Origin of the sequence: Streptococcus sp. HMSC077D04 (genome assembly GCF_001808785.1) — a bacterium.
Classification (GTDB): Bacteria; Bacillota; Bacilli; order Lactobacillales; family Streptococcaceae; genus Streptococcus; species Streptococcus mitis_BX.
Map to the genome: position 1 here is coordinate 9,116 of NZ_KV794462.1, position 14,077 is coordinate 23,192.

At 40.0% G+C, this 14,077-nt stretch carries 12 protein-coding genes; all 12 read right to left on the reverse strand.

Annotation, left to right across the window (positions count from 1 at the left end; all coding sequences use genetic code 11):
- Positions 1-35: 35 nt before the first annotated feature.
- Positions 36-1,109 carry an N-acetylmuramoyl-L-alanine amidase family protein gene (locus HMPREF2701_RS00430; RefSeq protein ID WP_061590196.1) on the reverse strand — a complete coding sequence of 358 codons (1,074 nt, stop codon included), beginning with the start codon at positions 1,107-1,109 and terminating at the stop codon, positions 36-38.
- A 119-nt stretch (positions 1,110-1,228) separates the two neighbouring features.
- Positions 1,229-2,836 (reverse strand): CTP synthase, encoded by a 1,608-nt coding sequence (locus HMPREF2701_RS00435; protein ID WP_000105246.1) that lies wholly within the window; start codon positions 2,834-2,836, stop codon positions 1,229-1,231.
- Between the two features lie 341 nt (positions 2,837-3,177).
- A complete protein-coding gene (gene rpoE / locus HMPREF2701_RS00440; protein ID WP_045612819.1) occupies positions 3,178-3,765 on the reverse strand; it encodes a DNA-directed RNA polymerase subunit delta in 588 nt (195 codons plus the stop codon).
- A gap of 403 nt (positions 3,766-4,168) precedes the next feature.
- Positions 4,169-6,937 carry a hypothetical protein gene (locus tag HMPREF2701_RS11365; protein WP_061590197.1) on the reverse strand — a complete coding sequence of 923 codons (2,769 nt, stop codon included), beginning with the start codon at positions 6,935-6,937 and terminating at the stop codon, positions 4,169-4,171.
- A gap of 72 nt (positions 6,938-7,009) precedes the next feature.
- Entirely contained in the window at positions 7,010-9,661 is a 2,652-nt protein-coding gene (locus HMPREF2701_RS00450) for a valine--tRNA ligase (RefSeq protein ID WP_070481770.1), read from the reverse strand.
- Complete coding sequence (locus HMPREF2701_RS00455; RefSeq protein ID WP_070481772.1) at positions 9,654-10,232, reverse strand: DEAD/DEAH box helicase family protein; 579 nt, start codon at positions 10,230-10,232, stop codon at positions 9,654-9,656. Before HMPREF2701_RS00455 ends, HMPREF2701_RS00450 begins: the two co-directional genes overlap by 8 nt.
- Complete coding sequence (locus HMPREF2701_RS00460; RefSeq protein WP_070481773.1) at positions 10,232-10,792, reverse strand: GNAT family N-acetyltransferase; 561 nt, start codon at positions 10,790-10,792, stop codon at positions 10,232-10,234. Before HMPREF2701_RS00460 ends, HMPREF2701_RS00455 begins: the two co-directional genes overlap by 1 nt.
- A complete protein-coding gene (locus HMPREF2701_RS00465) occupies positions 10,779-11,357 on the reverse strand; it encodes a flavin reductase family protein (protein WP_070481775.1) in 579 nt (192 codons plus the stop codon). The genes HMPREF2701_RS00460 and HMPREF2701_RS00465 overlap by 14 nt, the downstream gene beginning before the upstream one ends.
- A gap of 281 nt (positions 11,358-11,638) precedes the next feature.
- Positions 11,639-12,034 carry a helix-hairpin-helix domain-containing protein gene (locus tag HMPREF2701_RS00470; protein WP_070481777.1) on the reverse strand — a complete coding sequence of 132 codons (396 nt, stop codon included), beginning with the start codon at positions 12,032-12,034 and terminating at the stop codon, positions 11,639-11,641.
- Between the two features lie 95 nt (positions 12,035-12,129).
- The gene (locus tag HMPREF2701_RS00475; protein ID WP_070481779.1) at positions 12,130-12,384 is read right to left on the reverse strand and encodes a DUF1912 family protein; all 255 of its coding nucleotides are present in this window, start codon (positions 12,382-12,384) and stop codon (positions 12,130-12,132) included.
- Positions 12,385-12,393: 9 nt separating this feature from the next.
- On the reverse strand, positions 12,394-13,728 hold the full coding sequence (locus HMPREF2701_RS00480) for a DUF438 domain-containing protein (RefSeq protein ID WP_070481781.1): 1,335 nt from the start codon (positions 13,726-13,728) through the stop codon (positions 12,394-12,396).
- A complete protein-coding gene (locus HMPREF2701_RS00485; protein WP_000368739.1) occupies positions 13,728-13,961 on the reverse strand; it encodes a DUF1858 domain-containing protein in 234 nt (77 codons plus the stop codon). Before HMPREF2701_RS00485 ends, HMPREF2701_RS00480 begins: the two co-directional genes overlap by 1 nt.
- Positions 13,962-14,077 lie beyond the last annotated feature (116 nt).

Below are 14,077 nucleotides of genomic sequence, written 5' to 3' on the forward strand. Positions count from 1 at the left end.
ACGTGGTTTGAAGAGATTTTCGAAGAGTATGATTCTTATTGCCAGGCGCCTGAGTTACCAACGTAGTAACCATCAGGTGTGTAGGTATTGCGAAGCATCTTACCTGATGAAGCTAGATAATACCACTTACCATTGTCTTTGACCCAATCATTCGCAATCATGGCACCAGAAGAACTTACATAATACCATTCTCCCTTGTCATAAAGCCAAGTGCTTGCTTTCATGGCTCCTGAGGTTGATAAATAGTACCACTTGCCTTGGTCGTAAAGCCAGTCACTCGCAATCATGGCTCCTGATGATTTAAAGGCATACCAGTTGCTACCTTGATAAAGCCAAGTTTGATTGAACATGACCCCTTTATCATTCATAAAGTACCAAGTTCCATTGTCATAAACCCAATCCTTCTGCACTAATTGACCTTGTTTTTGATAGTACCAGTTTTGATTTGATTTTAGCCAACTTTCTGCTTTTACAATTGGATAAAGTTCTTTGAAAGATCCTCCATCATATTTATGACTAATAGACTTTTGTTTTTCAAGTTTCAACTCACCATTGTCATAGTCTGCCCAAGCAAAGACTTTTTGACCATTGACAGTCTCTGGTAGGGTGGCAGTGTAAGTCTTGGTTTGATAATCCCATTTAGCATCGAGGTAGGTGTATTGATCATTTGATTCTTCAATACGATAGTAACCTCTCTTTCCACTATCATTATGAATATCATCCACAACTTTCGTTGACCAGGTCTTTACTTCATTTCCGCTCTTAGCTTCTACCTTGATATCTCCTCTATAGCCATATGGAACATAGAAATTCAGGTAACGCCCCTCTACGCCCATCATAGACTTGTCCTTTTCTTGACCTAGGAAATTGACAGTTTGATCTTGACCATCGAGACTAACCGTCCACTCGATTTTCTCGGTTTTTGGCAAATCCAAGACTTTTATATCCACTTCATGACCATTGTTAAACCGAAGAATCTTGCCATCTTGATACTGCACTCCACACTTAACAACCCATTCTTCTTTAAGCTCAAATGCCTGCCCTGAATGTGGAAAAGCCAGTAAAGCTAGACCAGCTAGAGACAAACCAAATAATGTGATTTTTTTCATTGTAGATCCTCCTTAGGTGTTGTTATGTTAATTATATCACTATATTTTTATTTTGCAAATCTTATCCTAAATATGCAAGCAAAAAACCTCTGAGATTGGTCTCAAAGGTTCTGATTTTACTAATTGCTGTTCTCAACTGCTGCAGTGACAAAGGCAGTGTAGAGTTCTTCTGGACGGTTTGGACGGCTTGATAGTTCAGGGTGATACTGACATGCTACAAAGAATTTATTTTCAGGAATTTCCACAATTTCGACCAAACGATTATCTGGAGAAACTCCTGAGAAGACAAAGCCTGCTGCCTCAAACTGCTCACGGAAGGCGTTGTTAAACTCATAACGGTGACGGTGACGGCGTTGCACCACTTCTTGATTGTGATAAGCAGCCGCTGCCTTTGAGCCACGTTTCAACTTAGACGGATAAAGCCCCAAGCGAAGGGTTCCCCCCATATCCTCAACATCAATCTGATCACGCATGATATCAATGATAGGGTATTTTGTTTCTGGTGCAAGCTCTGCAGAATTGGCACCTTCAAGACCCAAAACGTGACGAGCAAATTCGATACATGTCAACTGCATTCCCAAGCAGACTCCCAACATTGGAACATCATTCTCACGCGCATAGCGGATAGCTTGGATTTTCCCTTCAGTACCACGTTGGCCAAAACCTCCTGGTACGATGATTCCGTCAGCATCAGACAAAAGCTCTGCAACATTCTCTGCTGTCACATCATTGGCATTAATCCAATTTATCTTAACTTCTGCGTCGTTGGCATAACCAGAGTGTTTCAAGGCTTCAACCACTGAGATGTAGGCGTCTTGCAACTCCACATACTTACCAACAAGGGAAATCTTAACTTGTTTCTTGAGGTTCATGACCTTGTCCACCATGGCTGACCATTCTGTCATATCTGCTACTGGTGCGTCTAGTTTCAGGTGGTCACAGACAATTTGATCCATACCTTGAGCCTGCAAGTTCAATGGAATTTGGTAAAGGTGTTCAACATCCAACGATTCGATAACGGCTTCTGGTGCTACGTCACAGAACTGTGCTAGTTTATTTTTAATGCCCTGACCAGCTGGCTCTTCTGTACGAATAACCAACATATTTGGTTGAATTCCCAGTCCACGCAATTCTTTTACAGAGTGTTGAGTTGGTTTGGTCTTCATTTCACCAGCAGCCTTGAGGTATGGCAGCAAGGTTGTATGGATATACATGACATTATCCGCACCCACATCTGCCTTCATCTGACGAAGGGCCTCTAGGAATGGCAAGGACTCGATATCCCCAACAGTTCCGCCGACCTCTGTGATAATGACATCAGAGTCGGTCGTTAGAGCGGCACGCTTGATTTTTTCTTTCAAAGCATCTGTGATATGAGGAATAACCTGAACAGTTGCCCCAAGGTATTCTCCACGGCGTTCCTTACGAAGAACTTCACTGTAAATTTTACCAGTTGTCACGTTGGAATATTTGTTAAGATTGATATCGATGAAACGTTCATAGTGACCCAAGTCCAAATCTGTCTCAGCTCCGTCATCTGTCACAAAAACTTCCCCGTGCTGGTAAGGACTCATAGTTCCCGGATCAATATTGATATAAGGGTCAAACTTTTGAATGGTTACTTTGAGACCACGATTTTTCAAGAGACGGCCCAGACTCGCTGCCACAATCCCTTTCCCAATAGACGATACCACACCACCAGTTACAAAAATATATTTCGTAGACATAGATTCCTCTTTCTAAAATGCTCAAGGTCTTGTCAACTACAAGGGGACATAGAAAACAAGACCCTACTAATAAGAATAATCTGGGACTACTGCACCAGATTCACAACAAATACTCTTCGAAAATCTCTTCAAACCGCGTCAACGTCGCCTTGCCGTACGCAAGTACAGCCTGCGGCTAGCTTCCTAGTTTGCTCTTTGATTTTCATTGAGTATAAAATACAAGAAGATAACTTCTTGAAAAAACAAAAATAGCTCCCTAATAACTAGGGAGCCCCGACCTCTAAAAGAGGTGCCCGAACAATATGATACCTAAAAATAGGAAAATTGTCAATAGCTAACTTTTATTCCTCGGTGTTTTCAGAATCATCGTCTGAAAACTCGTCGTCTTCTTCGTTGAGATCCACATCTTCACCCAAGTCATCTGGAGCGATTTCGTTGATTTCTGCATCGTAAGCTTCCACTTCATTTTTCTCATCATCTGGATTTTCATCATCGTATGAAAGAGCTGGATCTGCTTCGTATGCATCTTCGTCTTCTGGATCATCTGCATTGTAGTCAATAGCATCTGAATCGCCATCCATGAAGGCATTGACGCGTTTTTTCTTAGCTTTTGGTGCTACTTCATCGTCGTCATTTTCTTCAAGAGCGATGATTTCTTCGTCAATTTCGTCCACACCATACCATGAACGAAGACCCCATTTGTTGTCCCCAAGAGAGATGAAGCTACCGTCAAAGTTCAACTCTGTGTAGAACAAAGGCAAGGCTTCGCGGATATCGCTGTTTGATGTTCCAAGGTAGTTTTGAATTTCGTTTACAAGATCGCTAAAATGCATCTCATGATCGCGACCACGAAGTTCCAAGATAGCACGCGCTACCTCAATCATAGATAGTTCACTTTTTTCTTGCCCAGCAAATACTTCTAATTCCAAAGCGTTTCTCCTCATTTATACTACTATCGCCAGAGTAAACAGACTCTGACCTCATTTTATCATTTACTCTTTATTTTACGATAATTTTGCAGAATAGTCAAAGGTTAAGGGGAAGAAAGTGACAGGACTTTTTATTTCTTTGTTACCCAGCCAATGGTGTCGTGAGGTGGGTTGTTACGGGCACGAATTGGCTGAGCTTACTATGTAGTAAGCTGATTTATAAAATATTGACTTTCCTAATATAAGAAGAATAAATCATTTACTTATAATTTTCATTCAAAAAGGTAAACTATAATCAAATATTGTACTTTTCAACCTAAATGTAGCTGATTGATACTTTCTTTTTCTAGAGAAGAAAATTTATCTGTTTGTTATATAAATTAAAAAGAGGTATTTAGCATCGCTACCTATATCTATATATTTTCTTATGAGCTAACTTACTCTGATTACTCTTTGTTTCAGTATTGTATAACAAATCATTCAATTTACGAATAATTTCTTCTTTTTGAAACTTAGAAACACTGCCTATGATTGAAACTTTTTGGGAGATTACTTCAACATACTCATCAAGCATCATATTTTGAAAATTCAAAGTAGAAATCATTTTCCCTTTAAGACCTTCTATAAATTGACTATCCAAATATAAATCTTGATAAAAACTATCAATAGTTTTGAGAATATAAAATTCTACTACTCCTTCTCCACCGGACCAATAAGATGAACTATTAGAAGTTACAGCATCAAAAATTGTTCTACTAGTATAGCTGAAATATCGATTATAACGGTAGCCCCTATAGCTTAATATCCGCTCTAGACGTAATAAACTTGATACTGATAAATCTTCTATTACATTTGATAGGTTAACTTTATTTGTCCTCAAAAGATATTCAACTGATAATTGTATACCAGTTTGCTTGTACGAATAAAAATCATTTGTGAAAATTGAATCTAACTTATCAGTAAGAAGCAAATATTCTCTACAAAAGTTATCCATTTTCTTTTTATTGCTAACACGTTTCCAATGTAATTTATTAACAGAGGCTTTTATACATTTTTCACTGTTCTTCGCACTTTTTACTACATTACCAAAGCTGAATGAATCGTATATAAAGTTAAGTCTGCTTGAGAATGAAAATTTTTTACCTGACAATAACCATTGAACATATACAATTTTAAGTTCTGACATTTGATACCTTCTACCAAACTGATTAAACCAATAAAAACCTGTTATTTTTTCATTTCGTTTTGTCCATAATTTATCTAAAATTTCATCTGTAATACAATCGCTAATATTTGTTCTTAAGATTATCTCTTTAGCTTGATAGAAAAGATAATTTTGTTGTTCTTCATCGCAACTCATTAATTTTTTAATCTCAGCATCATAAAATTCAATGTTATCATCCCATTGTGTATAGTCGGTGTAAATTAACCGATATAACATAAAAGCTAATCGATATTCTTCATTCATACTTAATATTAAGTTTTGAATTTTTTCAGCCCTTCTTTTTTGTTTTATTTCTTCTTCACTCTCAGCTTCCGTAATTTTGTTTTGGACGAAAGTTCCAATTATTCTTCTATCTAAATAATTAAAACAGATTTCTGAATACAACATACTGTTATAGAAATCATTATATTTTCTCCCATCAGACTCATAAGACAACTTTTTAAATTCTGGAAGAGAAAACTCTCTCTCTCCTTTCTCGTATAGCTTGAATAGCTGATTTAATTTAAAACGTAAAAAATCTTCATTTTGATCTTGCAATTCTTTTTCTTCTTTGGAATTCTTAATAGAATGTAATTCATTCTTCAATTTATCAACTATTACATTTAGTTCGATAGCTTTATTGTTAATAAGAGTCTCAAATAAATATTCTTTGATCCCATAATCACTTGATTGTCCCAAATAGAGACTCGTAGGTTTCTCGATTTGTAAAATTTCAAATGTATCATCCTTTTTCTCAAGACTTTGGAAAACTCCAAGATCCTGCTCAATTAGTTCTTTCCATGTATTCGAAAGAATATTATCCTGAAATTTCTTCAAAAATTCCCATTTATATTTGCAATACTTTCTATAGAAGTTATAGAAATCAGAAATTTGCTCAGATGAAAGCTTTTCTAAATATTCATCGATTGAGTAAGCTAAGTTATAATTTTCCCAGTATTCTTCATGAAAGATAGAATATACAAAATCATTACGCTCCTCTACATCAATTAATAAAAACCGATTTTCTAGAAAGACAGATACAAAATTATCGACATATTCATCTGGTTTTTTATATACTTTCCAAAATAACTCCTTCATTTCTCTTTGAAGATAGATAGAAATTTCCTCATCAACACTTGTTTTCCGCAATTCCCTCAATTTCTTTATCATCTCAGCCGATGACGAATCTTGGTTTTGAATTTTTTTATGAATCACTTCAGCATTTAGCCTAAAAACATTATAAGCAACACTTATATTCAGTTTTAGTAAATAGATATAAATAATGACTACTATTCCTGAACTTGCTTGCCAAATATATTCAAGATAATTTGTCTGATGAATAAAATCACTTAAAACAGGCATTGCAACTGTAAGGAATAAAAGGATATGGAAAAATTTTGCCCGAGTGAATCTTGACCAAATTGATTTATCTAGCATGAATTTAGTCTTGCTTACTCCTAGATAATAAGCCTTATCATTTTCCGTTAAAAATTGAAGAAAACCAACGTATATACCATACAGGCTAAATACTCCAATTTCAAAACTAATTAACTCAACGATATTGGTATTTTGAAACGAAACTGTGGGCACTTTGAAAAACTCTTGAACATAGACTAATGTTATCAGCAATAAAAGCAAGATAACTTCACTTATATCTCGAATATGAATTCTAATTTTATATTCGAGATAATCCTTAAAATTAATGTACCTCAATATAATATTTCGAACTAGAGGTATGGTTAATCCAACAATTCTTAATCCCCACAAAATATCCGATATAGAATAAAACAGTAATATAATGATAAGAGCAATATCTAAATTTCGCATTGATGTAAAACTTAAATTACTTGATTGTTTACACAACAAATACAAATAACCAATTACTATCACTATGTCCAGTTTTCTCCACCCATTAATAAACGAATTAATAGAGAATAGAAATAAGAAAATTCCGATTAAAATAAACATATACCCTCCGAGATAAGTTTTCTCTCTTCAAATTATACCAAAAAAACACGGCTCATCACCGTGTTTCTATGTTTATTTAACGAGTTTCTTCATCTCATCAATACGTGCTACTGTCGCATCGTATTTCGCTTGGTAGTCGGCTTGTTTGTCGCGTTCTTTTTGGACGACTTCTGGTTTGGCGTTGGCTACGAAGCGTTCGTTAGAGAGCTTCTTACCGACCATATCTAGTTCTTTTTGCCATTTAGCCAGTTCCTTGTCGAGACGAGCCAATTCTTCTTCAACATTGAGGAGGTCAGCGAGTGGCAGGTAGATTTCTGCTCCTGTGATGACGCTTGACATAGCGAGTTCAGGTGCAGGGATGGTTGAGGCGATTTCCAAGTGTTCTGGATTTGTGAAGCGTTTGATGTAGTTGACATTGCTGTTAAAGAAGGCTTCCAAGTCGCTATCGCTTGTCTTAACAAGGATGGTGATAGGCTTGCTTGGAGCAACGTTTACTTCCGCACGCGCATTACGTACTGCACGGATCAGGTCTTTGAGGCTTTCCACGCCAGTGTGAGCAGCAAGGTCTTCAAAGGCTGGATTGACAGTTGGGTATTCTGCTGTCACGATAGAGCCTTCTGAGATTTGTCCAAAGATTTCCTCTGTTACGAATGGCATGATTGGGTGAAGGAGACGAAGGATCTTGTCCAAAGTGTAAAGGAGAACAGAACGTGTGATAACTTTCTCTTCTTCATTTTCGCTATAAAGGACTTCCTTAGTCAATTCAACGTACCAGTCCGCAAATTCATCCCAGATGAAATTGTAGAGGATGTGTCCAGCCACACCAAACTCAAACTTGTCAAAGTTGGCAGTAGCTTTTCCGATCGTTTCGTTGAGGTTGTGGAGAATCCAGCGGTCTGTGACATTTCCAGCTTCCTTGTTGACCACTTTTTCGACATTGGCAGTTGCTTGCTCAAGGGTCAAACCTTCATTATTCATGAGGATATAACGAGAGATGTTCCAGATTTTGTTAATGAAGTTCCATGAAGCATCCATTTTCTCGTAAGAGAAGCGCACATCTTGGCCTGGTGCAGAACCGTTTGAAAGGAACCAACGAAGGCTATCTGTTCCGTACTTATCAATAACATCCATTGGATCAATCCCGTTACCGAGAGATTTCGACATCTTGCGTCCTTGCTCATCACGAATGAGACCATGAATCAAGGCATTTTTAAATGGCGACTTGCCAGTAAATTCCAAACCTTGGAAAATCATTCGAGATACCCAGAACGGGATAATATCATAACCAGTCACCAAAGTTGATGTTGGATAATAACGTTTGAAGTCTTCTGAGTCGACATCCGGCCAGCCCATGGTAGAGAATGGCCAAAGAGCCGAACTGAACCACGTATCCAAGACATCTTCGTCCTGAGTCCAACCGTCACCTTTTGGAGCTTCTTCGCCGACATATATTTCACCCTCAGCATTGTACCAAGCAGGGATTTGGTGACCCCACCAGAGCTGACGAGAGATTACCCAGTCGTGAACATTTTCCATCCATTGAAGGAAGGTATCGTTGAAACGAGGTGGGTAGAATTCTACCTTGTCATCTGTGTCTTGGTTGGCAATAGCATTTTTGGCCAATTGGTCCATCTTGACGAACCACTGAGTAGACAAGCGTGGCTCAACCACGACACCTGTACGTTCTGAGTGGCCAACACTGTGAACAAGTTTTTCGATTTTGACAAGAGCACCTATTTCTTCCAGCTTAGCAACGACTGCCTTACGAGCTTCAAAACGGTCCATGCCTGCAAATTCGAAGGCCAAGTCATTCATAGTTCCGTCGTCGTTCATGACGTTGACTTGTGGCAAGTTATGACGTTGACCAACCAAGAAGTCGTTTGGATCGTGAGCAGGTGTGATTTTCACGACACCTGTACCAAACTCAGGATCTGCGTGTTCGTCGGCCACGATTGGAATTAGTTTATTAGCGATTGGAAGGATGACGCTTTTTCCGATCAAGTCCTTGTAGCGTGGATCTTCTGGATTGACCGCAACCGCAACGTCCCCAAACATGGTCTCAGGACGAGTTGTCGCAACTTCAAGGGCGCGTGAACCGTCTTCCAGCATATAGTTCATGTGGTAGAAGGCACCTTCTACGTCCTTGTGGATAACTTCGATATCAGAAAGGGCTGTGCGAGCTGCTGGGTCCCAGTTGATAATAAATTCACCACGGTAGATCCAGCCTTTCTTGTAAAGGTCCACAAAGACCTTACGAACAGCTTTTGACAAACCTTCATCAAGAGTGAAACGCTCACGAGAGTAGTCTACAGAAAGCCCCATCTTGCCCCATTGTTCCTTGATAGTAGTGGCATATTCGTCTTTCCATTCCCAGACCTTGTCGAGGAATTTTTCACGACCTAGGTCATAACGCGTAATGCCCTCTCCACGCAAGCGCTCCTCAACCTTAGCTTGAGTGGCAATACCAGCGTGGTCCATACCAGGAAGCCAAAGGGTGTCAAAACCTTGCATACGTTTTTGACGGATGATGATATCTTGCAAGGTTGTATCCCAAGCGTGACCAAGGTGAAGTTTCCCAGTTACGTTTGGCGGTGGAATCACGATGGAATAAGGTTTAGCCTTTTTATCGCCTGAAGGCTTGAAAACATCAGCATCAAGCCATTTTTGGTAACGACCAGCCTCAACTTCGGCTGGATTGTATTTAGGTGAAAGTTCTTTAGACATGTGTGTGTCCTTTCTCTATTGTATTCATTTTATCTTGAATCTGCTTAGCAACTTCTTCTGCAGACAAATTCGTATTATTTATTTTAAGGTAGTGGTGCAACTCATTCGGTTGATGTTGGGAATTTAATTGAAGTGTTTCAGCGGTCTCTAAAATTTCTCTTTCAGATACCTCAATATGTCGTTTTAAGGGTTTGTGCTTTAATCGATTCTCCGTTCGATTTCGATGTAAGCGCTCCTCAAGACTTGTTTCCAACTCCACAAACAGAATCTCTTGATGAAAGTTATCCAATAAATCCTGAATTTGCTTCAAATACAGCAGCTGGTACTGATTTGAAAAATCAATTACGTCTGTTAAAATTACTGATCGCTGATTTCTTGCACTTGCTCCAAGGAAAGAAAAGGTAATTCCACGAACAAATTCCCACATCTCCTCTGTATAATCCTGATAGATTTCTAGTGCAAAATCGATGGCTTGATGGTTATAAAAGAGGGTAGCATCTGTCAGTCGAGATAACTCTTGACCAATAGTCATTTTTCCTGACGCCGGAGCACCAATGATGAAAAGATGCATCAAATTACCTCCCACTCACTTCTCAGCAAACCATATATCAGACTGTCACAGCGATTTCCTTGAACATCTTTACGGTCTCGGATACGAGCTTCGAGGGTAAAACCAAGTTTTTCTGCGCCTCGTTGACTTTGGACATTGTAACCAAAGCAAGTCAGTTCAATCTTGTGAAGACCTAACTCTCTAAAAGATAAGTCAAGCAAAGCACGCGCTGCTTCTGGTACATAGCCTCTGCCCCAATAGTCTGGGTGCAAGGTATAGCCGAGCTCTAGCACATCGTCCCCATGGCGATAGTTGAAGTCAACAGAACCAATGACTTTATCAGTTCCTTTGACGACAATCCCATAGCCAGCTGGAAGATTTCCCTTTTGATTGCGTTCTGGAAGAATATGCTCCAGATAATAAATCTCATCTTCCAAGGTCTTGACAGGCGGAAAGCCTGCTGGATAGGCGACCTCTGGGAGACTAGCGTAGGTATGGATATCCTCAGCATCTGCCACTGTACGAACTCGTAGGACGAGTCGTTCGGTTTCTAATTGTTCTGGTAATTCAACTCTTGACATCCTTCTTCCTCGCTTTCTTTATGAAGCTCCCCATAGGGTCAACACGGTTATCTAAATAGCGATAAACGCGCTGGTGACCATCCCCCATAAAGTAAGTCGGTGAAAAACGGTCATTTTTAAAATGCCCTTTCTCATCCAAGAGATCTGGATCAGCAAGTCGCTCGATAATCTTGGCAAAGATATGACAGATTCCATCTTCCTCGATAATCCGATCTACCTGACAGTCCAATACGACTGGACAGGCCTCTAAAATAGGTGCCTGAGTCCGTTTAGAAATCTCGTAGTCTAGCCCCAGGTGTTTCAATTTCTCTCGATGACTGATAAAACCAGCCTGCTCCATCTCGAGCATGAGATTTTCATCAGGAATATTCACAGTAAACTTCTGGTAATACTTGATTTGCTCAGCCGCATTTTCCTCAGCACCGACACCAATGACTAGCCAATCCCCCAAACTATAAGAGGAGCTACAGGTCGTAATATTGTGTCCAAAATTCTGATCCTGATACCCCAAAATGAAGATAGGAAAGCCATAGTAGAGTTTACTTGTTTTAAAAGATTGCTTCATAACAACCTCCTTTTACTAAGACGCAAAAGAAAATCCCTGCCATCTACATGACAGGGACGAATGTATTTATCCGCGGTACCACCCAATTTCGGGCAGTTGCCCGCAACTCTCGTCTTTAAAACAAAAAGACACTTTTATTTCATTTTCAGCCATTAGCAACTAGTTTTGACACATTTGTGGACTTCTCAGCACCGCCACTTTCTGTAAAATGTGGGATTCAAAACACCTCTAATGGCTCTATTGTAGCAAGATTTTTTCGGAAATGCAAGGCACAAGAAAGATTACTTGAACTTGATGCCATTTTCTTTCAATTTCTTAATAGTAGCTGGTCCGATTCCTTTCAAGGCAAGGAGTTCTTTTTCAGTCCAGTTTTTAAAATCTGACGCAGACTTGATTCCTTCATCATAGAAAGTTTTGGCACGGTCAAGTGGAAGTCCACCCAAGTTTGCTGCAAAATCTTCTACAGAATTGGCTACTTTTTGAGCTTGCTCTTTACTAGCTTCGACTGCTTGTTCAACTTTTTTAGAAACAGCCTTACCAGCTTGGCTCGCTGACTGCTCTGCACGTTTTACGACTTTTTTTGTCTCTTCCACAACCTTAGTCACAGTACTCGAAAAAGCACCTGCACGACGGAGGCTATTTCGTAATTGTTTTTTACGATTGAGTTTCTTTGACATGATAAAATCCTTTCAATAAAAAACCCCTGCTCTGACAAGGATTTAATATAAATATTCTATCAAGATTTTGGTGAAAAATCAAGAATCTTTCTCGTTTAATAATTTCGCTCACCAAACAAGCCTTCTGGCATATCATGAAATCCCTTGCCTGCTTTGAAGTTTTCAAACTTACCAAGCAAGAACTGATAAGCATCCAAGCGACTTTCGTAGCGAATCATGGCATCTTTGGCACGCTCGTCTTGGTCTTCTTCGTAGACTTTTTGGCTTTCCTTGTGCGCCATGTCGTTGATCATGATCTGGGTATTGACCCAGGCTTCAAATTCCTTCATAAATTCTTGTTCGTAACTCATTTTTTCTCCTTATTCTAGTCCACGAAAATAGTCCGTGTCAATCTCACGGTAGGGCTGAATATCCTGAACGTATTCTAGCACGCCTTGGAATTCTCCCTCTTCATCGTGCACTGCAGCGTAGGTGATGTGGACAAACTTGCCTCGCGACTCAGACTTGAACCACATTTCATACTTGTCTTTGCTTCCCTCACGAAGCCCCTTCACGATGGTCTTGACCTTATCCAAATACTTAGGCGGATGGCAAAGTTCAACATTGCGCCCAACTTGGGACGGCGTCCGTTTGAAAATCATCTCATCAGCCGGCGTATTGTCATTGTAATACTGGAAAATATCGTCTTTATTGACAAAGGTAATCTCCATAGGGAGGTGATTGAGGATGAGATTAGCCTGCTCGACTGAAAGATAGCCATTCCCAAAAGCCTGTTGACTATGGCGGTCCAGCACTGCTTCCTTTTCCTTAGGGGTAAAGGTAATGGTAAACTGCCCTTCTGGCGTATCGATAACTTGTTGAACTTGCCCCTCTGCCGTATCTAGCTGTACAGGCTCCCCTGCACTATCTTCCTCAACAAAGCTCTGTCTTTCTGGTACCCATTTCTCAGACGGACGGATGATGGCATAGCCATAGGCATCGCTCTCCTCCGCAATCTGAAGCCAATCATCCTGAGTAAAGGACTCAAGGAGAATCATGAGAAGGATGGACTCTTCCTTGAAAATCATACTTTCAAACTCTGTCGCAAAAGCTTCAAAATCTTCTTTTACACTGCGAATCGACACTTCTGGTAGTGACTTGGCTGTCGCTAAGGCTGTTTGAAAGAGTTCCCTGATCTGATCATCCACTCCCCACATAACTTTTGGAGGTGAATCGTGTCCATAGCGCTCCATGATAGGAAAGAAGAGTTCTTCTTTACGTTGGTAATGGATATCAAATTGACCTACAAGTCCCATCTGACGCACCAAACCCTTACGCATCTCCGCCAGCATTTCCTCGTCTTCCATAGATTCATAAGTATCTAACAATCTCCGAATGCGAATCAAGGCCGCACGGAGGGCCAGATTTTCTTCTTTGAAGACCCGAACTGGGTGACCTGGGTGCTCAGTATCTGCAACTTCGACACCCTTAACAGCATTTTTAAAAAGATTAGCATGGACATCACAGAGCTCCATGACATCTTCAAAGGTAACACCTGAGTCTGAGTTCATCAGCTCGTGCTCCATGAGGGAAATCTCTATGGCTGAGACACCCGCAAAGGTCGCATCAAAGCGCTCTTGAACCGACTCAGGAGAAGCACCATTATGCAATTCTAACAAAATATCCCGTAGGATATGAATCCGTTCATCTGCCATTAGTCTAATCCAATCACTTCGTAGCCATTTGCTTCCAGTGTGCGAACAATCTTGTCCATAGGAGTTCCTTCTAGCTTAGAACCCTGTTTGAGCGATACTTTGCGCCCAACGGTGTTGCGCATCAAGGGATTGGCTAGAGGTTTAAAACCAAGCTCCACTAGGATTTCCAAGACTTCTGGATGCTTGTCCACCACTTCTGCAACAGGAATTGACACATCGATGATATTGTCCATAACGACCTCCATGTATGTTCTAATACTCAATGAAAACCAAAGAGCAAACTAGGAAGCTAGCCGTAGGCTGTACTTAAGTACGGTAAGGTGAAGCTGACGTGGTTTGAATTTGATTT